The organism is Streptomyces sp. XY006 (assembly GCF_002237655.1).
Lineage (GTDB): Bacteria > Actinomycetota > Actinomycetes > Streptomycetales > Streptomycetaceae > Streptomyces > Streptomyces levis.
Genome location: NZ_NOKT01000010.1, coordinates 14,714 through 40,161, shown reverse-complemented (window position 1 = coordinate 40,161; position 25,448 = coordinate 14,714). Strand labels below are relative to the sequence as shown.

Here is a 25,448-nt window from a genome sequence, read left to right as displayed (position 1 = left end):
CCCCCTTCGGTTCACTGGCCGTACGATCTGGATGTGTACAAAAACGCGTGCACGCGCGCGCGTGCACCTTGTGCAGTCACGCCGATGGATGACGACGGCGTCAAGAGGGTTCCGGTTGCTGAGCGCTTCCGTTACCCGGCTGGTATGAGCGCTGCTCATAAGTGCTACGACATGTGTCCGATTGCTATCGGATCGTGATGCTCAGATTCCCCTCAGATGTAATGACGCAGGTCGTGGAGGGTAACTACTGTCCTCCGAAACCGAGGAGGACGGAGCCTGAGAGCGATGACCGAAGTATCGGTGGCCAAGGAAGATGTGGCCGCGACCGGAGAACTGGTCGTCCTGAAGAGCGTCAACAAGCATTTCGGCGCGTTGCACGTACTCCAGGACATCGACCTGACGATCGCCCGCGGTGAAGTCGTCGTGGTCATCGGACCCTCCGGGTCCGGCAAGTCCACCCTGTGCCGCACCATCAACCGCCTGGAGACGATCGACTCCGGCTCGATCACGATCGACGGCAAGCCGCTGCCCGCCGAGGGCAAGGCCCTGGCGAAGCTGCGCGCCGACGTCGGCATGGTCTTCCAGTCCTTCAACCTCTTCGCGCACAAGACCGTGCTCGAGAACGTGATGCTCGGCCAGATCAAGGTCCGCAAGAAGGACAAGCAGGCGGCCGAGGAACGGGCCCGTGCCCTGCTCGACCGGGTCGGCGTGGGCGCGCAGGCCGAGAAGTACCCGGCACAGCTCTCCGGCGGCCAGCAGCAGCGCGTCGCGATCGCGCGGGCGCTGGCCATGGAGCCGAAGGTGATGCTCTTCGACGAGCCCACCTCCGCGCTCGACCCCGAGATGATCAACGAGGTGCTGGAGGTCATGCAGCAGCTCGCCCGCGACGGTATGACCATGATCGTCGTCACCCACGAGATGGGTTTCGCACGATCGGCGGCAAACCGCGTGGTGTTCATGGCGGACGGCCGAATCGTCGAGGAGGCTGCGCCCGACCAGTTCTTCAGCAATCCGCGCAGCGACCGCGCCAAGGACTTCCTGTCGAAGATCCTGCACCACTGACGGCGCACGTCGCGCCCGCGACGGTCCGCGCCCCCCGCAACGACGGTTTTCTCTTCACGGCAAAGGATGTTCCCAATGAAGCTCCGCAAGGTCTCCGCCGCGGCCGCCACCGCTCTCGTCCTCGCTCTGACCGCCACGGCCTGTGGAGGCGACGACGGCGGAGACTCGAACGGCTCCGGCTCCGGCGGCGGCGACAAGATCAAGATCGGCATCAAGTACGACCAGCCCGGTCTGGGCCTGAAGGAGCCCGACGGTTCCTTCTCCGGCTTCGACGTGGACGTGGCGACCTACGTGGCCAAGGAACTTGGCTACAAGCCCGACCAGATCGAGTGGGTCGAGACCAAGAGCGCCGACCGTGAGAACGCGCTGTCCCGTGGTGATGTCAAGATGATCGCGGCGACGTACTCGATCACCGACGAGCGCAAGCAGAAGGTCGACTTCGCCGGTCCTTACCTGCTGGCTCACCAGGATCTGCTGGTCAAGGCCGACTCGGACATCAAGGAAGGCACCGACCTCAACGGCAAGAAGCTGTGTTCGGTGACCGGCTCCACCTCGGCCCAGAACGTGAAGAAGGAGATCGCGCCGAAGGCCCAGCTGCAGGAGCTCGGCGGTTACTCGGAGTGCATCGCGGGTCTGCAGAGCGGCGCTCTTGACGCCGTGACCACGGACGACGCGATCCTCGCCGGCTTCGCAGCGCAGGACCAGTACAAGGGTCAGTTCAAGCTCACCGGACTGAAGCTGAGCAACGAGAACTACGGCATCGGCGTCAAGAAGGGCGACACCGAGACCCTGAACAAGATCAATGACGCCCTCGAGAAGATGGTCAGCGACGGCGCCTGGGAGAAGGCGGTCAAGGACAACTTCGGCCCGGCCAACTACAAGAACGAGGAAGCCCCGAAGATCGGCCAGATCGTCCAGTAACGCGGGACTCCGCCGACGCAGGATCCCCACGCTCCCCGTGGGGGTCCGCAGGCGCGCCGCCGCCGGCTTTCGGCGGCGGCGCGGCCCGTCCGCCCCCCTCAGCCACACACCCGGAAGCGCGGGAGATCGTGTTCGACTTCCTTTCTGACTATGACGACCCGACCCTGCTGGGTGCCTTCTGGGTCACGGTGCAACTCACCGTCTTCTCGGCCATCGGCTCCCTGATCTGGGGCACCCTGCTGGCGGCCATGCGGGTCAGCCCGGTTCCGCTGATGCGCGGTTTCGGCACCGCCTACGTGAACATCGTCCGTAACATCCCCCTGACTGTCATCATCGTCTTCACCTCGCTGGGACTCGCCAACATCTTCGGCGTGACGATGGGCGCCCCCGACGATTTCAAGGCCAAGGCCTTCCGGCTCGCGGTCCTCGGCCTCGTCGCCTACACCGCGGCCTTCGTCTGCGAGGCCATTCGTTCGGGTATCAACACCGTGCCCGTCGGGCAGGCCGAGGCGGCACGCGCCATCGGTCTCAGCTTCACCCAGGTCCTGTGGCTGGTCGTTCTGCCGCAGGCCTTCCGGTCGGTCATCGGACCCTTGGCCAACGTCCTCATCGCACTGACCAAGAACACGACCGTGGCGGCCACGATCGGCGTGGCGGAGGCCGCCCTCCTGATGAAGGAAATGATCGAGAACGAGGCACAGACGCTGCTCATCGGCGCCGTCTTCGCCTTCGGGTTCGTGGTACTGACCCTGCCCACCGGCCTGTTCCTCGGCTGGCTGAGCAAGCGACTGGCGGTGAAGCGATGACGTCCGTTCTTTACGACGCCCCCGGCCCCAAGGCCAAGCGGCGCAACGTGCTCTTCTCGGTGGTTTTCTTCGTCCTGCTCGCCCTGCTCCTGTGGTGGGTCTGGGAGACGATGGACGAGAAGGGCCAACTGGAGTGGGCTCTGTGGAAGCCGTTCACCACGTCTGAGGCATGGACGACCTATCTGCTGCCCGGCTTGGCCGACACGCTGAAGGCCGCGGCGCTCTCCATGGTCATCGCCCTGCCGCTGGGCGCCGTCCTCGGCATCCTGCGCCTGTCCGACCACCGCTGGGTGCGCATCCCGGCCGGCGCCGTGGTCGAGTTCTTCCGGGCCATCCCGGTGCTGCTGCTGATGCTCTTCGCCAACGAGTTCTACGTCCGTTCCACGGGCATCCCGAGCGATGAGCGTCCGCTGTACGCGGTCGTCACGGGCCTGGTGCTCTACAACGCGTCGGTCCTCGCCGAGGTCGTCCGCGCGGGCATCCTCTCCCTGCCCAAGGGGCAGTCGGAGGCGGCCATGGCGATCGGTCTGCGCAAGAACCAGACGATGACCAGCATCCTGCTGCCGCAGGCCGTCACGGCCATGCTGCCGGCCATCGTCAGCCAGCTGGTCGTCATCGTGAAGGACACCGCGCTGGGCGGCGTGATGCTCGGGTTCACCGAGCTGCTCAACACGCGGAGCACCCTCGCGGCCAACTACGCGAACGTCATCCCCAGCTTCATCGTGGTGGCGGTCATCTTCATCGTGCTGAACTTCATCCTCACCTCCTTCGCCTCCTGGCTGGAGGGCAGGCTGCGGCGCAGCAAGCGGAGCACGGGTGCCGTTCTGGGCGCCGAGAAGGTCGACGACCTCAACGCGGCCGAGCTCGGCGGTGGAACCGACGCCGGCGGCGCAACTCGCTGACGGTCGGCCTGTACTCATCGAGGGGCGCCTGACGCTCTCTCACCTCGTGTGACACACAAAGGGGCAGTGGCATGATCGCCACTGCCCCTGGTCACTTGACGCAAGCACCGGCAATAGGTTGCATACGTTCTGTGATCGTGCACCCTGCTCCACCTTCGTGTTCACCTACGTCTCTCAGGACAACACCGCGGGCAGGGGGCGCCGCGCCGTGGACCCGGTGATCATCGTCGGAGCGGGGCCCGTGGGGCTCACGCTCGCCCTGGCGCTGGCCCGCCAGGAAGTGCCGTGCGTCGTCCTCGACGAGGGCCCGGGCAAGGACGAGCCCCGCGCGGCACGCACCGTCGTCCTGCGCGAGGACACCGCCGCTCTCGTCGAGCGCCTGACCGGTGTTCCCCTGGACGAGGTCGGTGCCCAGTGGGCCGGATGGCGGTCGGTGCGGCGCAAGCAGGTGATGCGCGAGGTCTTTTTCGACGGCAGCGAACCCATCCCGCTGCACATCGCCCAGCACGTGCTGACCGGCCTCCTGCGTTCGGCCCTCGCCGGCGAACGGCTCGTCAAGATCGCCGTGGACAGCCGCCTCGACGGCATCGAGCAGGAACCCTCGGGCGTCACGGCCCACACGCGCGGCCCCAAGGGCACCTGGTGGCGCGGCAGTTACCTGGTCGGCTGCGACGGCCCCCGCTCCACCGTGCGCAAGCTCCAGGACATCCGCTTCCCGGGCCGTACGGCGGTGGAACGTCACGCCGTCGCGGCCCTGCGCACGGAACTGCCCTGGCACAACGAAGCATTGCTGCACCGCATGCCGCCCTGGCGCATGTCGGGCCCCTCGGCCGGCGAGATCACCGCACGGCCCCTGCCGGACGGCGTCTGGCGCCTGGACTGGCTCCTGCCGCCCGGCAAGGACCTGGTCACCCCCGAACTGCTGCTGACCCGCATCCGGGAGACCCTGGCCGGCTGGTCGGGCGGCACGACCCCGCCGTACGAGCTGCTCGACACCGGCGTCCACACGGTGCACCACCGGCTGGCCCGTCGCTGGCGCGCCGAACGCGTCTTCCTCGCCGGGGACGCGGCCCACCTGCTCGGTGCCCTCGGCACGCACGGGCTGGACGAGGGCCTGCGGGACGCCGACAACCTCGCCTGGAAGCTGGCCCTGGCCTGGCACCACGGGCCGCACGAGGCGCTTCTCGACAGCTACCAGGCCGAGCGCCGTGCGGTCGTCGCCGCCCGGCTGCGCGCCGCCGACCAGGCGCTGCCGCTGCTGCGCGGCGGCGGAGGGCTGCGCTCCTACGTGCCCGGCTCGTCCCGTGGCCACGACACGCTCCTCACGGACGGTCACCTGGGGCAGGGCCAGCTCGGCGCGCCGGGGGCGTACGCCGAGTCGCCGCTCGCGCCCGGGCCCCTCGAAGGAGAGGTGCCGGTCGACACCCCGCCCGGTTCTCCGGTCGCCGACGTCCGGGTCACCGCCGAGGACGGCACCTTCGTACGGCTGAGTGACCGGCTCGGCCGGGGCGCCCTGCTCGTGGTGCTGATCGCGCCGGGCACGGGCGTGTGGGAGCGCAAGCACTGGGCCCGGGCGGGCATCATGCCCCGGCTCGCCGCCGCCGTGACGGCCCTGCCGCACCCCGCGGAGCTGCTGGTCGCCGAGAGCTATCCGGGCGCGGCCGCCCACACCGTGCTCCTGGTACGCCCCGACGGGCACCTCGTCACCGCGTTCGGCGGTGTGCGCCCCGAGGAGCTGTACGCGGCGGCCGAGGCCACGCTCGGCGGACCGGCGAAAGCGCAGGCCGGCGCCGGTGCTTCGGCCGGCTCGCCCTGATGCGGCACGGGGAGTGACGGCCTCACTGTCACGGTGCGTCCGCATGGTGACAGTGAGTTGACCGGTCCGGGCGGCCATGGTGTACTCCGGTGCGTGACCGACACCTGTGTGCGCCTGTGGCGGAGGGTCCATATGGACCTCGTCCGCTATGCGGGCTGCGTGTGTCGCCCGTCCTGCTGACTTCGCATCCTTCTTCCTTCGCGCGCCCCACGCCCTGTCCGCGTGGGCTGCCGCGCATCTCGCGAACCCTCATCAGGACTTCAGGACGGCACCCGTGTCTGTATCTCCTTCCTCGTCCCCTTCCGCATCTCCTTCCGCGCTCCCCTCTGTTTCGCCCGCCCGTTCGGCTCCCACCCAGGCCGACCTCTACGACTTCGTCCGGCGCACGGCCGCCGACAGCGAGCTGATCGCCTCCCTGCCGCTCGACCCGGAGGGCCGCACCTGGGTGCGGCTGGACGGCCCCGGCGGCAGCGAGGCCTGGCTGATCGGCTGGCCGCCCGGCACGGGCACCGGCTGGCACGACCACGCCGACTCCGTCGGTGCCTTCCTGACCGCGTCGGGCGAGCTCAAGGAGAACTCACTGGCCGCGCGGCTGCCCACCGACGGCTGGAAGACGCTCGAACTCACCGAGGGCGTGGACCGGGAGCGGCGGCTGCCGGCCGGTCAGGGCCGTGCCTTCGGACGCCACCACGTCCACGAGGTGCTCAACGAGTCCCGCGACCAGCACGCCGTCTCGGTCCACGCCTACTACCCTCCCCTGCCGCAGATCCGCCGCTACAGCCGCAGCGGGCCGATCCTGCGCCTGGAGCAGGTGGAGCGACCGGAGGACTGGCAGTGAGCACTCCCGACACCACGAACGGTGAGGTCCGGCCTCCCCTGGGGATCGACGCACTGCTGGAGCGCGTCCGCGCGGGCTACGAACGGATCGGGCCGCGGGAGGCGTACGAGGCCGCCCGGGCCGGTGACGCGCTGCTGGTGGACATCCGTTACGCCGCCCTGCGCGAACGGGACGGCCTCATCCCCGGTGCCGTCGTCGTCGAGCGCAACGAGCTGGAGTGGCGCCTGGACCCGCAGGGGAGCCACCGTCTGCCCGAGGCCACGAGTCACGCCCTGCGCGTGGTCGTGATCTGCAACGAGGGATACGCCTCCAGCCTGGCCGTGCAGTCCCTGCAGCAGTTGGGACTGCACCGGGCCACCGATCTGATCGGCGGGTTCCAGGCGTGGCGGGAAGCGGGACTCCCGGTGGAGTGAGCCGGAGGCCAGTGAATGAGCTGGAGGCCAGTGAGTGAGCCGGAGGCCTGAGTGACGAGCCGGAACCCCGTGGAGTGAGCCGGGCCGAAGGCCGGTGGGGTGCAAGCTCCGGCTTTCGGCTCAGAAGTCCTCGCCCACCGGGAAGTCCGTGTCCTCGCCCTCCTCTTCCAGCGCCTGCCGGACCACGCGCAGCGCCATGCCCTCCGGGTAGCCCTTGCGGGCGAGCATGCCCGCGAGGCGGCGCAGCCGCTTGTCGCGGTCGAGCCCCCGGGTGGAGCGCAGCTTGCGGTCGACGAGCTCGCGCGCGGTCGCCTCCTCCTGCTCGGAGTCGAGCTGGGAGACGGCCGCGTCGATCAGCGTGGAGTCGACGCCCTTCGTGCGCAGCTCCTGGGCGAGGGCCCGCCGGGCCAGTCCTCGCCCGTGGTGACGGGACTCCACCCAGGCGTCGGCGAACGCGCTGTCGTTGATGAGGCCGACCTCTTCGAAGCGCGACAGCACCTCTTCCGCCGCCTCGTCCGGGATCTGCCGCTTGCGCAGGGCGTCGGCGAGCTGTTTGCGCGTCCGCGGGGTCCCGGTCAGCAGGCGCAGGCAGATCGCCCGAGCCTGCTCGACCGGGTCCCCCGGAGGCGCCTCCTGCTCGGCCCTCGACGAGGGAAGGTCGCCTCCGTCCTGGGCGTCGGCCGGCTCACCGAAGCCGCGCCGACGCCGCCCACGCCCCCGGCGCGTCCCGCCGCCACGCGAGTCGCCCCTGGGAGTCCTGGGAGTGCCTCCCCCGTACGGTCCTTCGTCCTCGTGCTCGTCCTCGTACAGGCCGTCGCCCCCGCGCTGACCGCTGCCCCCGTGCAGCCGGTCGTCCCCGTACAGCGCGGATTCCCGGTGCGTGTCCTCCCCGCCCACGGCCGAGTCCGTCGCTCCTCCGGTGCCCCTCCCCCGTGGGGCACCGGAGGCGGTGTACTCGTACTCCGCCCAGTCGGTTCGTCGTGTCACGGGTCAGCTCTTGGCTGCGGCGGCCTTGGACTTGGTGGCCTTGGCCGCTGCCGGGGCGGGGACGGCCGGGGCCGCGTCGGTGGGAGCGGAGGCCGCGGCGTCCGTGCCCGACGGGGCGGCCGGCTCCTCCGGACGCACGCCGACGCCCAGCTTCTCCTTGATCTTCTTCTCGATCTCGTTGGCCAGGTCGGGGTTGTCCTTGAGGAAGTTGCGCGCGTTCTCCTTGCCCTGGCCGAGCTGGTCGCCCTCGTACGTGTACCAGGCGCCGGCCTTGCGGACGAAGCCGTGCTCCACGCCCATGTCGATCAGGCCGCCCTCGCGGCTGATGCCCTGGCCGTAGAGGATGTCGAACTCGGCCTGCTTGAAGGGCGGCGCGACCTTGTTCTTGACGACCTTGCAGCGGGTGCGGTTGCCGACCGCCTCCGTGCCGTCCTTCAGGGTCTCGATGCGGCGGATGTCGATGCGCACCGAGGCGTAGAACTTCAGGGCCCGGCCACCGGTCGTGGTCTCCGGGGAGCCGAACATCACACCGATCTTCTCGCGGAGCTGGTTGATGAAGATGGCGGTGGTCTTGGACTGGTTGAGCGCGCTGGTGATCTTCCGCAGGGCCTGGCTCATCAGACGGGCCTGCAGACCCACGTGGCTGTCGCCCATCTCGCCCTCGATCTCCGCGCGCGGGACGAGCGCGGCGACGGAGTCGATCACGATGAGGTCGAGGGCGCCGGAGCGGACCAGCATGTCCACGATCTCCAGGGCCTGCTCGCCGTTGTCCGGCTGGGAGAGGATGAGGTTGTCGATGTCGACGCCGAGCTTCTTCGCGTACTCGGGGTCGAGGGCGTGCTCCGCGTCGACGAAGGCGACCTGGCCGCCGGCCTTCTGCGCGTTCGCCACCGCGTGGAGGGTCAGGGTGGTCTTACCGGAGGACTCCGGTCCGTAGATCTCCACGACGCGGCCGCGGGGCAGGCCGCCCACGCCGAGGGCCACGTCCAGGGCGGTGGATCCGGTCGAGATGACCTCGATGGGCTCCTGGGTCCGGTCGCCCATGCGCATGACCGCGCCCTTGCCGAATTGCCGTTCAATCTGTGCGAGCGCGGCATCCAGGGCCTTCTCGCGGTCGGTTCCTGCCATGGGTTCCACCCGATTTGCTTGAGTCGATCGCTTCACGTCAAAGACGCTAACGCCTGCCACTGACAATGCGCCTCGACGCACGTCCGGCCTGTGGATAACTCGGGCACTTCTCCACCCAAACTACGTCGAAACGCCCGCCGTTGAGCCTGGCCGGTGCCCCCATGAGAATGGATGTTCGATTTTCGTGTCAAGCGCACCACGCGGCACCCACGGCTCACGATCCAGGGCCGAGCTGGCCGAGCCGGCCGAGCCGGAGGACCATCCCCCCGTAGGGACGCCGCTCGACGGACCGCTCCGTTCCGACGAACGGGAGAGCCTGCTCCGGGCTGCCGGGCCGCGGCCCGGCAGGGACCGGCGGGACCGACGGCATCCGGTGGCTCAGGTGCCGTCCTGCCCGGGGCCCTCGTCCGTGGGCCGCCGCTCCGCCGGCCGTCGCGCCGCCCACAGTCCCCGCGCGCGGGTGAGCAGGCTCGGGCCGTCGCCCCGTCGGTGCCCGTGGACCCGGGGGTCGTCCGTGACGGCGTAACGCTTCACGTACGCCCCCAGGAACGCCTGGAGGGTGGCGATGGCGGGGATGGCGATCAGCGCGCCGACGGCGCCGAGGAGCGCGGTGCCCGCGATGACCGAGCCGAAGGCGACCGCGGGGTGGATGTCGACGGTCTTCGAGGTGAGCTTGGGCTGCAGCACGTAGTTCTCGAACTGCTGGTAGACGACGACGAAGATCAGCACCCACAGCGCGTACCAGGGGTCGACGGTGAACGCGATCAGCATGGGCAGCGCACCCGCGAGATACGTGCCGATGGTGGGAATGAACTGCGACACCAGGCCCACCCACACGGCGAGCACGGGCGCGTAGGGCACGCCGAGTATCTGGAGCAGCACGAAGTGGGCCACGCCGGAGATCAGCGCCATCAGGCCGCGCGAGTACAGGTAGCCGCCGGTCTTGTTCACGGCGATCTCCCACGCGCGCAGCACCTCGGCCTGCCGGGCGGGCGGCAGGACGGAGCAGATGGTGCGGCGCAGCCGGGGGCCGTCGGCGGCGAAGTAGAACGAGAACAGCGCGACCGTCAGCAGCTGGAACAGGCCGCCGATGACCTGCGCGGAGACGTCGAGGACGCCCGTGGCGCTGTTCTGCACGTAGTTGCGCAGCCAGTCGGAGCGGAGCAGTCCTTCCTGTATGTCGACGCGCTTGAGGTCGGTCTTGAAGTGGGCGTTGACCCAGTTGATGACGGAGTCGAGGTAGTCCGGGAACCCCTCGACCATCTTGATGATCTGTCCGGCGAGCATGGACCCGAGGAGCGTGACGAAGCCCGCGGCCACGATCAGCACGCCGATGAAGACGATGAACGCGGCGAAGCCCCGGCGCAGGCCGCGCGAGGCCATCCAGCTCACCGCGGGCTCGATGGCGAGGGCCAGGAAGAACGCGATGAGAACGTTGATCAGCAGCCCGGTGAGCTGGTGGAACGCCCAGCTGCCGAGCTGGAAGACGGCGACGAGGGCGAGCGCGAGCACCATGGCGCGCGGCAGCCAGCGCGGCATGCGGCCGTTCGGTCCGGCGGCCCCGCCGGCGGGGGGCCGGGCGGGCGGCGTCGTACCGAACGGGGGTGCCTGCTGGGCTGCCTGCCCGGTCTCGTCAGTGGGTGCCACGGACCAAGTCTCGCCCACGCCACCGACAGCCGTCTGCCCGCCTGCGATCTTCGTGACCGGCCGGCGAACCCGGAGCCCGCCGGCAGGGGTCAGCGCTTCTCCCGGGGCACGTCCATCACCGAGCAGACCACCTGCCAGACGTCCTTGGCGTCCCAGCCGGAGTCCAGCGCCTCGTTCACCGTGCGCCCGCCGAGCTCCGACATCACGTGGTCGCGCGCGAAGGTGTCGGCGTACCCCGGACCGAAGTACTCCGCCATCCGCTGCCAGAAGACCGTCAACCGCATGACTCCAGTATCCCGCCCCTGGGGGTGGGCCTGAGCCGGGACCGCCTGCGCGCACCCCTTCGCGCCCTACGGTCGGTGCCATGGCCGAAACAGGAGCATCCGCACAGCCCCCGACGCCCCCGCCGCCGCACACTCCGGTGGCGCGCGCCGAACACTTCGTCTGGCTCACCGCGCGCGTGCTGGAGCAACACCTCTTCGCCCACCACTTCCGCGGCGGTCCCGCCGACCCGGTGGAGACGGCCCTGGACGCCTATCGCAACCCGGACGGCGGTTACGGCCACGCCCTGGAGCCCGACCTGCGCGGTCCGGTCAGCCAGCCGCTGCACACCGCCCGCGCCCTGGGCGTCCTGGACGCCGTCGGGCGGTGCGCGGGGCAGCGGGTGGAGCGCATGTGCCGCTACCTGACGTCCGTCTCGACGGCGGACGGCGCGCTGCCGGCGGTCCGTCCCGAGCAGCGCGGCTACCCCACGGCCCCGTTCGTGCCGGTCGTTGCCGACCCGCCCAGCGAGCTGCTGGCCACCGGTCCGGTGGTGGGGCTGCTGCACCGCAACGAGGTGTGGCACGCGTGGATGTTCCGGGCCACGGACTTCTGCTGGCAGGCGGTCGAGTCCCTGGAGAAGTCGCACCCGTACGAGATCGAGGCGGCCGTGGCCTTCCTGGACGCCGTTCCCGACCGCCCGCGCGCGGAGGCCGCCGCCGACCGCCTGGGCCGTCTGGTGCGCGCGCAGGGCCTCGCCGCGCTCGACCCCGACCGTCTGGACGCGTACCCGGTCTCCCCCGGCTACGCCCCGGGAGAGCACCACTTCCCGTACGACTACGCGCGGACACCGGGCTCCCTCGCGCGCGCGTGGTTCACGGACGACGAGATGGCCCGCTCCCTGGACCACCTCGCGGCCCAGCAGGAGGAGGACGGCGGCTGGCCGGTCCGGTGGCGCCGGTGGGCCCCGGCGCCCGCGCTGGAGGCCCGTCCGATGGTGACGATCGAGGCCCTGCGCACCCTCGGCGCGTACGACCGGGCCATCGGCTGATCACGCCCCCAGGGCCCGCACTCCCGCGGTGACCACCACGGCCGCCGCGACGACGAGCAGGAAGGGTGCCCGCAGCAGCAGCGCCACGGCGGCCGCACCGAGCCCGGCGGCCCGCGCGTCCAGCACCAGCGTCTGTCCGTCGGCGAAGGTCTGCTGGGCCGTGAGCGCCGCGAGCAGCGCCACCGGCAGCAGCGCGGCCAGGCGCTTGACGACGGGCCGCTCCAGGGCGCCCGCGGGCACCAGCAGCCCGGCCAGCTTGACGGCGTAGCAGCCGAGGACGGTCACCCCGATGGCGATCCAGACGTTCATCGTCCGGCCCCCTGTCCCCGGCGCCGGCCCTCGGCCCACAGCACGACGGGTGCCGCCAGCGCCGCCAGCAGCACCGGCACCCCGGCGGGCAGGACGGGCAGCAGGCCGAGCCCCAGCAGCACGGCGAGCCCGGCGGCGGCCCGCTCGGTGCCGGTCTTCAGCATGGGCGCGAGCAGTGCGAGGAACACGGCGGGTCCCGCGGCGTCCAGGCCCCAGGCGTCGGTGTCCCCGATGGCCTCGGCGCCCAGGGCACCGAGCAGCGTGGTGAGGTTCCACAGCACGTACAGGGTCAGTCCGGTCACCCAGAAGCCGATCCGGGCGGTGCGGCGCGTGGGCTGGGCCAGGGCAACGGCGGCCGTCTCGTCGATCACCCACTGGGCGGCGAACGGCCGCACCGCGCGCGGGAGGGCCAGCACCTGCGACAGCCGCAGGCCGTAGAAGGCGTTCCGCACGCCCAGGAAGAACGCCCCCGCGGCGGCCGTGAACGGACTGCCCCCGCCCGCCAGGGCCCCGACCAGGGCGAACTGCGAGGCACCGGTGAACACGAGGAGACTGAGCGCGCAGGTCTGCCACAGCGTGAGTCCGCTCCCGGCGGACGTCACCCCGAAGGCGAACCCGGAGAGCCCGACGGCCACCCCGACCCCCAGGGCGTCCCGTATGACGGCCCGGTCCGGTTTCCCGCCGGTCCCTGCATCCTTGAGAGCTGTCGTTTCTGCCACACCCTGAAAACTACGGCCGGCCGCTACGCCGGGTCTTGTACGTTCTTGCGCTCCCGCTGGTACGCGCCCGGAGGCACTCCGACGATCCGGCTGAAGTGCCGGTTGAGGTGCGGCTGGTCGGTGAATCCCACGGTCAGAGCCACCTCCGAGGGCGGCGTCCCCGCGTCGAGCAGCCGCCGCGCCCTGCGCACCCGGGCGTCCGTGAGCCAGGCGTGCGGCGGCATCCCGTAGGTGTCCCGGAAGGCCCGCAGCAGCGCGAAGGGGCTGGTCCCGAGGTCGGTCGCCAGCTGCTCCAGGCTCGGGGGCCGTGCCATCCGCTCCTCCAGCACACCACGCGCGCGTGCCGCGATCCCGGCTCCGGCCGTCCGCACCGCCCGCCTGGGCATGGGTCCGCCGTTCAGCCGGAGCAGCCTGGTCACGGCGACCCGCAGCAGGGTGTCGGCGGCCAGCGCGTTGCCCTCGTCGGCGGCCCGCAGCACCTGGTGCACCAGCCCGACGGCGTACGGGTCGTCCACCACCGGGCTGACGAACGCAGGCGTCCCGCGCAGGGCCGTCGTCTCGGCCGCGATCTCCGCCACCACGTCCACCGGCGGATACACGGCCCCGTAGCGCCACCCCTCGGGGACGCCGGCCCGCCCGGTGTGCGGGGTGTCCGGGTTCACCAGCGCGAGGGCCCCCGCCCCGGCGTACTGGTCGCCCCCGCCGTGGTGGAAGACCTCCACGCCGTCCGCGATGGCGGCGATCACGAAGTTCTCGTGCGTGTGCCGCACAAAGGTCTTGCGCACGTACCGGGCTCGCAGCAGATCCACTCCGGGCAGTTCCTCGTACTGCCAGTGCCGCGCGCGCTCACTCATCCCTCCATTGTCCGGCCTCCGCCTGCGTGCCGGACGGGGGCCCGGCCTGCCGCGATCCCCCGTTGTCAGTGCCGGGGTGCACGATGGACGCATGGTCAGCAACGCGTCCGGCCCCCTCGACGGCTTCTCCCCCGCGACCCGCGCCTGGTTCACGGGTGCCTTTCCCGCGCCCACCACGGCCCAGGCCGGCGCGTGGCAGGCCATCCACGAGGGCTCGGACGTGCTGGTCGTGGCCCCGACCGGCTCCGGCAAGACCCTGGCCGCCTTCCTGGCCGCGCTGGACCAGCTGGCGTCGAGCCCGCCTCCCGCCGACCCCAAGAAGCGCTGCCGCGTCCTGTACGTCTCTCCGCTCAAGGCCCTGGCCGTGGACGTCGAGCGCAACCTCCGCAGCCCTCTGACGGGCATCCGCCAGGAGTCCGTGCGGCTGGGGCTGCCCGAGCCCGAGGTCAAGGTGGGCATCCGTTCGGGAGACACGCCCGCGGCGGAGCGCCGCGCCCTGTCCACCCGCCCGCCGGACATCCTGATCACGACCCCGGAGTCGCTGTTCCTGATGCTGACGTCGGCCACGCGCGAGGCGCTGACCGGGGTGGAGACGGTGATCCTGGACGAGGTGCACGCGGTCGCCGGCACCAAGCGCGGCGCCCACCTCGCGCTCTCCCTGGAGCGGCTGGACGACCTCCTTCCGAAGCCCGCCCGCCGTATCGGCCTGTCGGCGACGGTCCGTCCGGTCGACGAGGTGGCCCGTTTCCTCTCCCCGCGCCGCAGGGTGGAGATCGTCCAGCCGGAGTCGGGCAAGGAGTTCGACCTCTCCGTGGTCGTCCCGGTCGAGGACCTGGGCGAGCTGGGCGGCTCCCCGGTTTCGGACGGTTCGGAGGGCGCCGAGCGCCCGTCGATCTGGCCGCACGTCGAGGAGCGGATCACCGACCTCGTCCAGTCCCACCGCTCCACGATCGTCTTCGCGAACTCCCGCCGCCTCGCGGAGCGCCTGTGCAACCGCCTGAACGAGATCGCGTACGAGCGGGCCACGGGCGAGCCCCTGGCCGAGCACCACTCCCCTGCCGAGCTCATGGGCGGTTCGGGGGCCGCCCAGGGCGCGCCCCAGGTCATCGCCCGCGCTCACCACGGCTCGGTGTCCAAGGAGCAGCGCGCCCTGGTCGAGGAGGACCTCAAGGCGGGCCGCCTCCCCGCGGTCGTGGCCACGTCCAGTCTGGAACTGGGCATCGACATGGGTGCGGTCGATCTCGTCGTCCAGGTGGAGTCGCCCCCTTCGGTGGCCTCCGGGCTGCAGCGCGTGGGCCGCGCGGGGCACCAGGTGGGCGCGGTCTCCACCGGCGTGGTCTTCCCGAAGTACCGCGGCGACCTGGTCCAGGCGGCCGTGGTCACCGAACGCATGCGCACGGGCGCCATCGAGTCCCTCAAGGTCCCCGCCAACCCCCTGGACGTCCTGGCGCAGCAGCTCGTCGCGATGACGGCGATGGACACCTGGCAGTTCGACGACCTTCTCGCCGCGGTCCGCCGGGCCGCCCCCTTCGCCTCCCTCCCGGAGTCGGCGTTCACGGCGGTCCTGGACATGCTGGCCGGCCGCTACCCGTCCGACGCCTTCGCCGAGCTGCGGCCGCGCGTGGTGTGGGACCGCGTCACCGGCGAGATCACCGGCCGCCCCGGCGCGCAGCGCCTCGCCGTCACCTCCGGCGGCACGATCCCCGACCGCGGCCTGTTCGGGGTCTTCCTCGCCGGTTCGGACCCCAAGAAGGGCGGCGGCCGGGTCGGCGAGCTCGACGAGGAGATGGTCTACGAGTCCCGGGTGGGCGACGTCTTCACGCTGGGCACGAGCTCGTGGCGTATCGAGGACATCACCCGCGACCGCGTCCTGGTCTCCCCCGCCCCGGGCGTGCCGGGCCGGCTGCCCTTCTGGAAGGGCGACCAGCTGGGCCGCCCGCTCGAGCTGGGCCGGGCGGTGGGCGCGTTCCTGCGCGAGGTCGGCTCGCTGTCCAAGGACGACGCCCGTCTGCGCCTGGTCGCGGCCGGGCTGGACGCCTGGGCGGCGGACAACGTGCTGTCGTACCTGGACGAGCAGCGCGAGGCCTGCGGCCACATCCCGGACGACCGGACGATCGTCGTCGAGCGCTTCCGCGACGAGCTGGGCGACTGGCGCGTGGTCGTGCACTCCCCCTTCGGCGCGCAGGTGCACGCCCCCTGGGCGCTCGCGCTCGGGGCCAAGCTCTCCGAGCGGTACGGCATGGACGCGCAGGTCATGCACGCCGACGACGGGATCGTGCTGCGCCTGCCGGACGCCGACCTGATGGGCCTGGACCTGCTGGACCAGGAGCCGGTGAAGGCGGGCCGGGAGTACGACGTCGAGCAGGCCCCCGTGGGCGCCGCCGACGTCGTCTTCGACAAGGGCGAGGTCGACCAGGTCGTCACCGACCAGGTGGGCAGCTCGGCCCTGTTCGCCGCCCGGTTCCGCGAGTGCGCCGCCCGCGCGCTGCTGCTGCCCCGCCGCAACCCGGGCCGGCGCACGCCGTTGTGGCAGCAGCGGCAGCGCGCCTCCCAGCTGCTTCAGGTGGCGAGCGAGTTCGGCTCGTTCCCGATCGTCCTGGAAGCGATCCGCGAGTGCCTCCAGGACGTCTTCGACGTCCCCGGGCTGGTCGAGCTCATGGGCGACCTGGAGTCCCGCAAGGTCCGTCTCGTCGAGGTGACCACCCCCGAGCCGTCCCCCTTCGCCCGCTCCCTGCTGTTCGGCTACGTCGCCCAGTTCCTGTACGAGGGCGACTCCCCCCTCGCCGAGCGCCGCGCCGCCGCCCTGTCGCTGGACTCCCGGCTGCTGGCCGAGCTGCTGGGTCAGGCGGAGCTGCGCGAGCTGCTGGACGCGGAGGTGCTGACCGAGCTGGAGCGGGAGCTGCAGTGGCTCACCGAGGACCGCCGCGTCAAGGACGCCGAGGGCGTCGCGGACCTCCTGCGCCTGCTCGGCCCGCTGACGGACGCGGAGCTCGCCGAGCGGGGCGCCGAGCCGCGGTGGGCCGAGGAGCTGGCCGGTGCCCGCCGCGCCATCCGGGTCCGCATCGCAGGCGCCGACCACTGGGCGGCCATCGAGGACGCCGGCCGGCTCCGCGACGCGCTGGGCACGGCCCTGCCGGTCGGCGTCCCGGAAGCCTTCACGGAGCCCGTCAAGGACCCGCTCGGCGACCTCCTCGCCCGCTACGCCCGCACCCACGGCCCGTTCACCTCGGCCACGGCCGCCGCCCGCTTCGGCCTGGGCGTGGCCGTCACCGAGGGCGCCCTCCAGCGGCTGGCCGCGGCGCAGCGGGTCGTGCAGGGCGAGTTCCACCCGGCCGGGATCGGCCAGGAGTGGTGCGACGCGGCCGTGCTGCGCCGGTTGCGCCGCCGCTCCCTGGCCGCCCTGCGGCACGAGCTGGAGCCGGTGCCCCCGGCCGCGCTGGCCCAGTTTTTGCCCCAGTGGCAGCACATCGGCAGGGGGCATTCCCTGCGCGGCGTCGACGGACTGGTGCGCGCGATCGAGCAGTTGCAGGGCGCCTCCGTGCCGGCCTCCGCCCTGGAGAAGCTGGTCCTGCCGTCGCGGATCGCGAACTACAACCCGGCGATGCTGGACGAGCTCACGGCCGCTGGGGAAGTGATCTGGGCCGGGGCCGGCTCCCTGCCCGGCAAGGACGGCTGGGTCTCCCTCTACCTGGCGGACGCCGCTCCTCTGTTGCTGCCGCCCCCTCACCCTCTGGAGCTGACCGCCCTGCACCAGTCCGTCCTGGACACGCTCTCCGGCGGTTACGGCCTGTTCTTCCGCCAGATCGCCGACCAGGTGCGCGCCACCACCCACCCCGAGGCCACCGATCCCCAGCTGGCCGACGCCCTGTGGGATCTGGCCTGGTCGGGCCGTCTGACCAACGACACGCTCAGCCCCCTGCGCTCCCTGCTCGGCTCGGGACGCACCGCCGGTTCCACGGCCCACCGCGCCAAGCGGGCCGTCCCGCGCGGCCGCTACGGCTCCCTGACGGCCGCGGCCCGGACGGCGTCCCGCTCGGGCCCGCCGACCGTCGCGGGCCGCTGGTCCCTGCTCCCGCCCCACGAGGCCGACCCGACCGTGCGGGCCCACGCCCTGGCCCACACGCTCCTGGACCGGCACGGCGTGGTCACCAGGGGCGCGGTCTCGGCGGAGGGCGTCGAGGGCGGCTTTTCGGCGACGTACCGTGTCCTGTCCGTCTTCGAGGAGAGCGGCCAGGCCCGCCGCGGCTATGTGGTGGAGGGACTCGGCGCGGCGCAGTTCGCGATGGACGGCGCCGTGGACCGGCTGCGGGCGGTGTCCAACGCCCGCGACCGCGGCGAGACCCTGCCGGGACCGCCCCCGGGCCCCGGCCCCGATCCGTTCACAGGCACCGGCCCAGGTGCCGATCCCTTCGCGGGTACCGGTCAAGGTGCCGACCCGTTCGCAGACACGGGTCAAGGTCCCGACCCGTTCGCAAACAGCGGCCCCGGCACCGACCCGTTCGCAAGCTCCGGCCTCGCCCCCTTCCCGGGCGCCGACCCCGACGCCTTCCCGGCTCACGACTTCGCCGGCCCGGACGACTCCGGGCCCTCCACCGACCACACGGACGACCCGGGCCACGACGGCTTCCCCGGACCGGGCTCCCCGTACGAGCCGCCCAAGCCGCGCCCTGGCGAGTGGATCTCGCCCCGCGACTACCCGCCGCAGAGCCCCCCGCCCTGGCAGAACGGCGGACGCGCGGCCCACGACTCCGGCTTCGCCGGCCGCCGTACCCGCACGGACGCGTCCCGGGCCGTCGTACTCGCCGCCGCCGATCCGGCGAACGCGTACGGCGCGGCCCTGCCCTGGCCCGAGCCGCCGGCCGGTGCGGGGCACAAGCCGGGCCGCAAGGCGGGCTCCCTGGTGGTGCTCGTCGACGGTGAGCTCACGCTCTACATGGAGCGCGGCGGCAAGACCCTGCTGGCCTGGCCCGCCGACCCGGACGGCGACCCGGGCGACGATCCCCGCCTGCGCACCGCGGCGGAGGCCCTGGCCTCGGCCGCCCGCGCGGGCTCCCTCGGCACAGTCACGGTGGAGCGCGTCAACGGCGCCCAGGCGCTCACCTCCCCCATCGGCACCCTCCTGGAAGGAGCGGGCTTCATCGCGACACCCCGAGGTCTCCGCCTGCGTGCCTGACGTCCGCCGCACCGGATGCGGCACCCTCGCGGGCCGGCCCCCGGAAGGCCCACGTCCGTGTGCCCGCCCGACGTGCCACCCTTGACCCATGCCCGAAGGAGACACGGTCTGGCAGGCGGCGAAGCGGTTGCACGACGCCCTCGCGGGCCACGTGCTGACCCGCAGCGACCTCAGGGTGCCGCGCTTCGCCACGGCCGACCTCACGGGCCGCACGGTCCTGGACGTCACCCCGCGCGGCAAACACCTCCTCACCCGCATCGAGGGCGGTCTGACGCTCCACTCCCACCTGCGGATGGACGGCTCCTGGAAGGTGTACGCGAACGGCCAGCGCTGGAGCGGCGGCCCCGGACACCAGATCCGCGCGATCCTCGGCACCACCCACCGCACGGCCGTCGGCTATCGCCTCCCCGTCCTGGAACTCCTGCGCACCACCGACGAGGACCGCGCGGTCGGCCACCTCGGACCCGACCTCCTCGGCCCGAACTGGGATCCCGACCGGGCCCTCGCCAACGTCCTCAAGGACCCGGCCCGCGAACTCGGCGAGGCCCTGCTCGACCAGCGCAACCTCGCCGGCATCGGCAATGTCTACAAGAGCGAGCTCTGCTTCCTGCTGGGCGTCACCCCGTGGCTCCCCGCGGGTGAGCTGCCCGCCGACCGCGCCGCCAAGCTGCCCGCGCTCGCCAAGAAGCTGCTGGAGGCCAACCGCGAGCGCCCGGTCCGCATCACGACGGGCCTCCGCGGCCAGGACCTCTTCGTGTACGGGCGGGCCCGCCGCCCCTGCCTGCGCTGCCGTACCCCGATCCGGGTCGCCGAGCAGGGCGACGGCTCCCGCGAGCGCCCCACGTACTGGTGCCCCGTCTGCCAGCCGGGCCCGGCCCCGGCACCCGCCCGGCGCCCCAGCCGCTACACGACCAATTGACGACCCGTCAGAAACGCTCGTACGGTCCCCGTATGCCCGTCACGGCGTACGACCTCACCGGCCGCACCGCGTTCGTCACCGGCGCCGCGAGCGGCATCGGCCGCGCCAGCGCCGTTCTGCTGGCCGAGGCGGGCGCCACCGTGCACTGCGCGGACCGCGACGCCGAGGGCCTGCACACCACGGCGACCCTCATCGAGGACACCGGCGGCACGGCCCGCACCCACCTCCTGGACGTCACCGACCGCGCCCGGCTGCGGCAGGCCGTCACCTCCTGCGCGCGCCTGGACGTCCTGGCCGCGGTCGCCGGCATCATGCACAGCAGCCCTGTGCTGGAGACCCGGGACGAGGACCTCGACCGGGTGCTCGCCGTGAATTTCAAGGGCGTGCTGTACGCCTGCCAGGAGGCGGCCCGCCTGATGATCGCGCGCGGCACCCCGGGCAGCATCGTCACCATGGCGTCGGGCGCCGTCGACACCGGCGCCCCCGGGCTGCTCTGCTACGGCGCGGCCAAGGCGGCGGTGGTCCAGCTGACGAAGACCCTCGCGACGGAGGTCGGCCGGCACGGCATCCGCGTCAACGCGGTCGCGCCGGGCTGGATCCGTACGCCGATGACCGACCGCCACGACGGCGAGACCCAGGCCCGTACGGAGTCCGCCATGACCCGTATGTCACCGCTGCGCCGGGTCGGCTCGCCCGAGGACGTCTCCCACGCGGTCCTGTACCTGGCGTCCGATGCGTCGGCCTTCATCACGGGCCAGATCATTCGCCCGAACGGGGGTGTGGCAATGCCGTGGTGACACGCAAGCGCTGCGCCCCACACCACAACAGCCAACAGCCATCAGCCGACAGGCGACAGGCGACAGGCAACAGGCAACAGGCAACAGGCAACAGGCAACAGGCAACAGGCAACAGGCAACAGGCAACAGGCAAAGATCATCCCCGTCGAAGCACCCCCCGCACCCCCACCCCCAAAGCCTTCCGCAACCGCCCCGCACCGACCACCACCCCGCCGGCCCGCCCCTTCGGGACACAGTGCACCGGCAGCACGCTCAGCCCCCACCCCCCGGCGGCCACCGTCGCCTCCAGCGCCCCCGCGCCGGGCGTCACCACCAGCCGCACCACGGCCCACCACCACAACACCCCGAGCCCCAGCGCAGCCCCCCGCGATCCCCAGCCCCAAGCCCTCCGGCCCTGGAGGACCTCGGGGCGCCCTATCGACGCCATGGCCGCCACCTCCGGCCCGACGCTATTCGGGCGCCCGCGCCGGCGCACAGGGCGCACCACCGGCACACAGACGCACAGCCACCCCCGCCCCGCTCGCCCACGCCCCGCTCACCCGCACCCGCACCCGCACCCGTACCCGCACAGCGCAGCCCGCACCGCCGAGCGGCGAGGCCGCCCGGCCCATAGCCCGCTACCGCGCCCGCGCCCGCGCGCGCCGGGACGGTGATCACCCGTTCTCGGCCTGGAACATCCAGTGATGCTTCTCCAGGGCCGCCGTGATCTGGATGAATATGTCCTGGCTCACCGGGTCCGGCTCCCCGGTCGCCTCGACCCGCTCCCGCATCCGCGCGATCACCGCGCCCAGTGCCTCGACGAGCGCGCTCACGGCGGTCGTGTCGTCGACCCACCCCTCGGGCGTCACGCCGATGCCGCTGCCGACGGCCACCGTCGCGGCCCGCCCGTCCGGCGGGACGCCCAGGGCCGCGGCACGCTCGGCCACGGTGTCGGAATACGTCCGCGCGGTGTCGACGACCTCGTCGAGCTGGAGATGCACGGACCGGAAGCGCGGCCCCACCACGTTCCAGTGGATCTGCTTCGCCACGAGGGCGAGGTCCACCAGATCGACGAGCGCGCCCTGCAGCGCCTCGGACACGGTCTTCAGGCTCGCGTCCGACAACGGGCTCTTCACGACGTACATCCGCACCTCCGTGGACTGTTCCCCGGCCATCCCCTCAACGATGACGGCCGCACGCCGCACGGGCAAACGCACGCAAACCGGACGAGACGACGGACCCGACAACCGAACCATACGACTGAACGCGACTACCGAGCCCGACCACCAAAGCCAACGACCGCACCCAACAACCGCACCCGACCACCAAACCCGTACCGGGACAAGCGAAAACCCCGACCGACTCTCCTCCGGATCTCCCGGAGAACCCCGGCCGGGGCCTCACCACATCCCGGCGCCCGATCAGCGCCGCTCGTTCATGCCACGTACGCGCGGAGCGTCACGCGGCGACGACGTCCACCGCTTCGGCGGGCGCCTTGATCGTCACCCGTTCCGGTGGCACACCGGTCACCGAAACGGAGCCCAGCATCGGTCGCACCGGCGTGGGCACGGGCTCGCTGGGGGTGGCCGCAGCAGACTGGGCCAATTCGGCGAGGGCGAGCTCGTCGCTCACTTCCCGCATGAGCTCGGACATCCGTACGTCCAGCGCGTCGCAGATGGCGGAGAGCAGCTCGGAGGAAGCCTCCTTCTGCCCCCGCTCCACCTCGGAGAGATAGCCGAGTGAGACTCGGGCGGACGAGGAGACTTCGCGCAGAGTACGGCCCTGGCGCTGGCGCTGCCGACGCAGCACGTCACCCAGCAGGCGACGGAGCAGAATCATCGGTGGCTCCCTCCTCGGACCGCGTAGCCGCATCCATTACGCCCCACCGTACCGCCTTGCGCCGCGGCCGTGCGGGGAGCGATGTCGTGTTCACTCAGGGCTGCAAACATCAAAACCCCCCGTTCCGTTCCGTATCCTGTGCCCGCTCATTCCCAGTCTGTTCGCCCGCAAGCTCCTTCAGGAGCAGTGCGAGTACGCTCCGTACACTCTCTCTACGAATTTCCGCGCGGTCGCCGTTCAACCGCAGACCCTCCACTTTTCCGCCGCCGGCAGAACCGGAATCCGGTGCGAACGGGCCGTCCACGGCGACGAAGACCGTCCCGACGGCCTGTCCGTCCTGCGGGTCGGGACCCGCCACACCGGTGGTCGCGATGCCCCAGTCCGCGCCGAGCGCCTTGCGGACGCCGACCGCCATCTGGGCCGCGACCTGCGGGTCCACCGCTCCCTGCGCCGCCAGCAAGGTGGCGTCGACGCCGAGCAGCTCCTGCTTCAGTTCGGTGGCGTAGGCCGTCACCGAGCCCCGGAAGACCTTGGACGCCCCGGGCACCGATGTGATGTCCGCCGCAACGAGGCCACCGGTCAGCGACTCCGCGACGGCGAGCGTCTCGCCCTTCACTGTGAGTAGTCGCACCACGTCGGTGGCCGTGGAACTCACGCTTCCTTCTCCTCCAACGCGGCCTTGCGCTCGGCGATTCCCTGCCTGCGCAGCACAATGGCCTGTTTCACATAGTCCAGCCCGGTCACCACGGTCAGCACGACCGCCGCGGCCATCACCCACCACCGCAGGGTGGCCAGCCACCCCGTCAGCGCCAGCACGTACATGCCCACGGCCACGCCCTGGGTGAGCGTCTTGAGCTTGCCTCCGCGGCTGGCCGGGATGACGCCGTACCGGATGACGAGGAAACGCAGCAGGGTGACGCCCAGTTCCCGGCCGAGGATCACGCCGGTCACCCACCACGGCAGATCGCCGAGGGCGGACAGACAGATCAGCGCCGCTCCCATGATCGCCTTGTCGGCGATGGGGTCGGCGATCTTCCCAAAGTCCGTGACCAGGTTGTAGGTGCGCGCCAGGTGACCGTCGAAGAGGTCGGTGATCATGGCGATGGCGAAGGCGGCCCAGGCCAGGGAGCGCCACGCCGGGTCGTAGCCGCCGTCCGCGAGCATCAGCGCGACGAACGCCGGCACGAGGATCAGCCGGAGCATGGTCAGCAGGTTGGCGATGTTCCAGACGCTGGCCTGGTTCACGGCCGCGGCGGCCAGTTTCGCGCCCCGCGCGGGCCGGTCGTCGTCCTGGGCGTCGGCACCGGTCCCCGCCGCCCCCGCCGCGTCCTCGCGGACGAGGGCCTCACCCGCGACGGCTCCGGGTGCCGCGGTCTCGGCCGACGGCACGGGCGCGTGTCCCGCCACCGCTCCGGGAGCCTTCTGGGCGGCCTTGGACGCCGCACCGGCGGCGGCTCTCCTCGCGCCGGAGGAGCCTCCCGCCGCGGATGCCGGGACACCGGTCATCTGCCCGCCTCCTCACTCGACGAAGGCGACGCGAACGAGCCGGGGAGCGGCTCGGCCACCAGGTCGACACCTTCCGTACCGACCACCTTCGCCTCGACCATACGGCCGACGGTCAGCCCCGCGCCGCTCGTGAGGAGCACCTGGCCGTCCGTCTCGGGCGCCTGGTGGGCCGCACGGCCGTGGACGCCGTCCTCCTCGTCGACGGACTCGACCAGGACGTGGACCGTCTCGCCGACCCGCTCCTCGGCGCGCTGCGAGACGAGTTCCTCGGCGAGCCGCGAGACGCGGGCCAGGCGCTCGGCGACGACGTCCTCGTCGAGCTTGTTGTCGTAGCCGGCCGCTTCCGTGCCCTCCTCGTCGGAGTAGCCGAAGACGCCGATGGCGTCCAGGCGGGCGCCGTTCAGGAAGCGCTCCAGCTCGGCGAGATCGGCCTCACTCTCCCCGGGGAAGCCGACGATGAAGTTGGAGCGCACACCGGCCTGAGGGGCCTTGGCGCGGATGGTGTCGAGCAGTTCCAGGAAGCGGTCGGTGTCGCCGAAGCGGCGCATCGCGCGCAGCACGCCGGGCGCGGAGTGCTGGAAGGACAGGTCGAAGTAGGGCGCGACCTTCGGGGTCGAGGTCAGCACGTCGATGAGGCCGGGGCGCATCTCGGCCGGCTGGAGGTAGCTGACGCGCACGCGCTCGATGCCGTCGACCTCGGCGAGCTCCGGCAGCAGCGACTCCAGCAGGCGGATGTCGCCCAGGTCCTTGCCGTAGGAGGTGTTGTTCTCGGAGACCAGCATCACCTCCTTCACGCCCTGCTCGGCGAGCCACCGCGTCTCGTTCAGGACGTCGGAGGGCCGGCGCGAGATGAAGGAGCCACGGAAGGACGGGATGGCGCAGAAGGTGCAGCGCCGGTCGCAGCCGGAGGCCAGCTTCACGGAGGCCACCGGGGAGCCGTCCAGACGGCGGCGCAGGGGCGCGCGCGGGCCGGAGGCCGGGGCGAGGCCCTCCGGGAGGTCGGCCGGGGCGTGCCCGGGCAGCGCGACCTCCGTGGCGGACTCCTGCCGCTCTGCCGGGCTGATCGGCAGCAGCTTGCGCCGGTCGCGCGGGGTGTGCGAGGCGTGGATGCCGCCGTTGAGGATGGTCTGGAGGCGGTCGGAGATGTCGGCGTAGTCGTCGAAGCCGAGCACGCCGTCGGCTTCGGGCAGGGCCTCGGCGAGTTCCTTGCCGTACCGCTCGGCCATGCAGCCCACCGCCACGACGGCCTGGGTTCTGCCGTGCCCCTTGAGGTCATTGGCCTCCAGGAGGGCGTCGACGGAGTCCTTCTTGGCGGCCTCGACGAAGCCGCAGGTGTTCACGACGGCGACGTCGGCTTCCTCGGCGTCCTCCACGAGCTGCCAGCCGTCCGCCTCCAAACGGCCTGCGAGCTCCTCCGAGTCCACCTCGTTACGGGCGCAGCCAAGGGTGACGAGTGCGACGGTACGGCGTTCAGGCATGGGCTCAAGAGTACTTCGTCTCGCTGACACCCCACGTCGACGG

General features: G+C 71.9%; 24 protein-coding genes and 1 pseudogene. 12 read left to right on the top strand and 13 right to left on the bottom strand.

Features of this window, described 5'->3' with window-relative positions:
• The first annotated feature begins 285 nt into the window (after positions 1–285).
• From CHR28_RS13470 to CHR28_RS13440, 8 genes are all read left to right on the top strand, one after another.
• Positions 286–1,062 (top strand): amino acid ABC transporter ATP-binding protein, encoded by a 777-nt coding sequence (locus CHR28_RS13470; protein WP_094053832.1) that lies wholly within the window; start codon positions 286–288, stop codon positions 1,060–1,062.
• 75 nt (positions 1,063–1,137) lie between these two features.
• Positions 1,138–1,983 carry a glutamate ABC transporter substrate-binding protein gene (locus CHR28_RS13465; protein ID WP_179272423.1) on the top strand — a complete coding sequence of 282 codons (846 nt, stop codon included), beginning with the start codon at positions 1,138–1,140 and terminating at the stop codon, positions 1,981–1,983.
• A gap of 128 nt (positions 1,984–2,111) precedes the next feature.
• Positions 2,112–2,789 (top strand): amino acid ABC transporter permease, encoded by a 678-nt coding sequence (locus CHR28_RS13460; protein WP_094053830.1) that lies wholly within the window; start codon positions 2,112–2,114, stop codon positions 2,787–2,789.
• Positions 2,786–3,691, top strand: coding sequence for an amino acid ABC transporter permease (locus tag CHR28_RS13455; RefSeq protein ID WP_094053829.1), 906 nt, complete (start codon positions 2,786–2,788; stop codon positions 3,689–3,691). Before CHR28_RS13460 ends, CHR28_RS13455 begins: the two co-directional genes overlap by 4 nt.
• A gap of 208 nt (positions 3,692–3,899) precedes the next feature.
• Positions 3,900–5,507, top strand: a complete 1,608-nt coding sequence (locus tag CHR28_RS13450; protein WP_094053828.1) for an FAD-dependent monooxygenase — start codon at positions 3,900–3,902, stop codon at positions 5,505–5,507.
• Between the two features lie 33 nt (positions 5,508–5,540).
• Complete coding sequence (locus CHR28_RS38970) at positions 5,541–5,687, top strand: putative leader peptide (protein ID WP_373453349.1); 147 nt, start codon at positions 5,541–5,543, stop codon at positions 5,685–5,687.
• A gap of 94 nt (positions 5,688–5,781) precedes the next feature.
• Complete coding sequence (locus CHR28_RS13445) at positions 5,782–6,345, top strand: cysteine dioxygenase (RefSeq protein WP_094053827.1); 564 nt, start codon at positions 5,782–5,784, stop codon at positions 6,343–6,345.
• Complete coding sequence (locus tag CHR28_RS13440; protein WP_094053981.1) at positions 6,336–6,758, top strand: rhodanese-like domain-containing protein; 423 nt, start codon at positions 6,336–6,338, stop codon at positions 6,756–6,758. Before CHR28_RS13445 ends, CHR28_RS13440 begins: the two co-directional genes overlap by 10 nt.
• 120 nt (positions 6,759–6,878) lie before the next feature.
• Here the strand turns inward: CHR28_RS13440 and recX are convergent, their stop codons facing one another.
• From recX to CHR28_RS13420, 4 genes are all read right to left on the bottom strand, one after another.
• Complete coding sequence (recX, locus tag CHR28_RS13435) at positions 6,879–7,745, bottom strand: recombination regulator RecX (protein WP_094053826.1); 867 nt, start codon at positions 7,743–7,745, stop codon at positions 6,879–6,881.
• 3 nt (positions 7,746–7,748) lie between these two features.
• Positions 7,749–8,873 (bottom strand): recombinase RecA, encoded by a 1,125-nt coding sequence (gene recA, locus CHR28_RS13430; protein ID WP_094053825.1) that lies wholly within the window; start codon positions 8,871–8,873, stop codon positions 7,749–7,751.
• Between the two features lie 378 nt (positions 8,874–9,251).
• Positions 9,252–10,520, bottom strand: coding sequence for an AI-2E family transporter (locus CHR28_RS13425; protein ID WP_094053980.1), 1,269 nt, complete (start codon positions 10,518–10,520; stop codon positions 9,252–9,254).
• A gap of 89 nt (positions 10,521–10,609) precedes the next feature.
• Positions 10,610–10,804 carry a DUF3046 domain-containing protein gene (locus tag CHR28_RS13420; RefSeq protein ID WP_094053824.1) on the bottom strand — a complete coding sequence of 65 codons (195 nt, stop codon included), beginning with the start codon at positions 10,802–10,804 and terminating at the stop codon, positions 10,610–10,612.
• 80 nt (positions 10,805–10,884) lie between these two features.
• Between CHR28_RS13420 and CHR28_RS13415 the strand changes: the two genes are divergently transcribed.
• Positions 10,885–11,832: a hypothetical protein gene (locus tag CHR28_RS13415; RefSeq protein ID WP_094053823.1), complete on the top strand. Its 948-nt coding sequence runs from the start codon at positions 10,885–10,887 to the stop codon at positions 11,830–11,832.
• Here CHR28_RS13415 and CHR28_RS13410 read toward each other — a convergent pair whose 3' ends face one another.
• The 3 genes and pseudogenes from CHR28_RS13410 to CHR28_RS13400 all read right to left on the bottom strand — a co-directional run.
• A complete protein-coding gene (locus CHR28_RS13410; RefSeq protein ID WP_094053822.1) occupies positions 11,833–12,141 on the bottom strand; it encodes an AzlD domain-containing protein in 309 nt (102 codons plus the stop codon).
• Positions 12,138–12,860 (bottom strand): AzlC family ABC transporter permease, encoded by a 723-nt coding sequence (locus CHR28_RS13405; RefSeq protein WP_094053821.1) that lies wholly within the window; start codon positions 12,858–12,860, stop codon positions 12,138–12,140. Before CHR28_RS13405 ends, CHR28_RS13410 begins: the two co-directional genes overlap by 4 nt.
• A 32-nt stretch (positions 12,861–12,892) precedes the next feature.
• A pseudogene (locus tag CHR28_RS13400) lies at positions 12,893–13,714 on the bottom strand (AraC family transcriptional regulator); the annotation flags it as partial.
• Between the two features lie 91 nt (positions 13,715–13,805).
• Between CHR28_RS13400 and CHR28_RS13395 the strand changes: the two are divergent.
• The 3 genes from CHR28_RS13395 (at position 13,806) to CHR28_RS13385 (ending at position 20,603) form a co-directional block, all read left to right on the top strand.
• Complete coding sequence (locus CHR28_RS13395) at positions 13,806–18,887, top strand: ATP-dependent helicase (protein WP_094053819.1); 5,082 nt, start codon at positions 13,806–13,808, stop codon at positions 18,885–18,887.
• Positions 18,888–18,975: 88 nt separating this feature from the next.
• Positions 18,976–19,806 carry an Fpg/Nei family DNA glycosylase gene (locus tag CHR28_RS13390; protein ID WP_094053818.1) on the top strand — a complete coding sequence of 277 codons (831 nt, stop codon included), beginning with the start codon at positions 18,976–18,978 and terminating at the stop codon, positions 19,804–19,806.
• A gap of 32 nt (positions 19,807–19,838) precedes the next feature.
• The gene (locus CHR28_RS13385) at positions 19,839–20,603 is read left to right on the top strand and encodes an SDR family NAD(P)-dependent oxidoreductase (RefSeq protein WP_094053817.1); all 765 of its coding nucleotides are present in this window, start codon (positions 19,839–19,841) and stop codon (positions 20,601–20,603) included.
• Between the two features lie 136 nt (positions 20,604–20,739).
• Here CHR28_RS13385 and CHR28_RS38320 read toward each other — a convergent pair whose 3' ends face one another.
• The 6 genes from CHR28_RS38320 to rimO all read right to left on the bottom strand — a co-directional run bounded on the left by CHR28_RS38320 (position 20,740) and on the right by rimO (position 25,405).
• Positions 20,740–21,030 (bottom strand): hypothetical protein, encoded by a 291-nt coding sequence (locus CHR28_RS38320; protein ID WP_094053816.1) that lies wholly within the window; start codon positions 21,028–21,030, stop codon positions 20,740–20,742.
• Between the two features lie 226 nt (positions 21,031–21,256).
• Positions 21,257–21,727 carry a Dps family protein gene (locus CHR28_RS13375; RefSeq protein ID WP_094053979.1) on the bottom strand — a complete coding sequence of 157 codons (471 nt, stop codon included), beginning with the start codon at positions 21,725–21,727 and terminating at the stop codon, positions 21,257–21,259.
• A 313-nt stretch (positions 21,728–22,040) separates the two neighbouring features.
• Positions 22,041–22,421 carry a helix-turn-helix domain-containing protein gene (locus CHR28_RS13370; protein WP_003993396.1) on the bottom strand — a complete coding sequence of 127 codons (381 nt, stop codon included), beginning with the start codon at positions 22,419–22,421 and terminating at the stop codon, positions 22,041–22,043.
• A 109-nt stretch (positions 22,422–22,530) separates the two neighbouring features.
• A complete protein-coding gene (locus tag CHR28_RS13365; RefSeq protein ID WP_094053815.1) occupies positions 22,531–23,076 on the bottom strand; it encodes a CinA family protein in 546 nt (181 codons plus the stop codon).
• Positions 23,073–23,927, bottom strand: coding sequence for a CDP-diacylglycerol--glycerol-3-phosphate 3-phosphatidyltransferase (gene pgsA / locus CHR28_RS13360; RefSeq protein WP_094053814.1), 855 nt, complete (start codon positions 23,925–23,927; stop codon positions 23,073–23,075). Before pgsA ends, CHR28_RS13365 begins: the two co-directional genes overlap by 4 nt.
• The gene (gene rimO, locus CHR28_RS13355; RefSeq protein ID WP_094053813.1) at positions 23,924–25,405 is read right to left on the bottom strand and encodes a 30S ribosomal protein S12 methylthiotransferase RimO; all 1,482 of its coding nucleotides are present in this window, start codon (positions 25,403–25,405) and stop codon (positions 23,924–23,926) included. The genes pgsA and rimO overlap by 4 nt, the downstream gene beginning before the upstream one ends.
• Positions 25,406–25,448 lie beyond the last annotated feature (43 nt).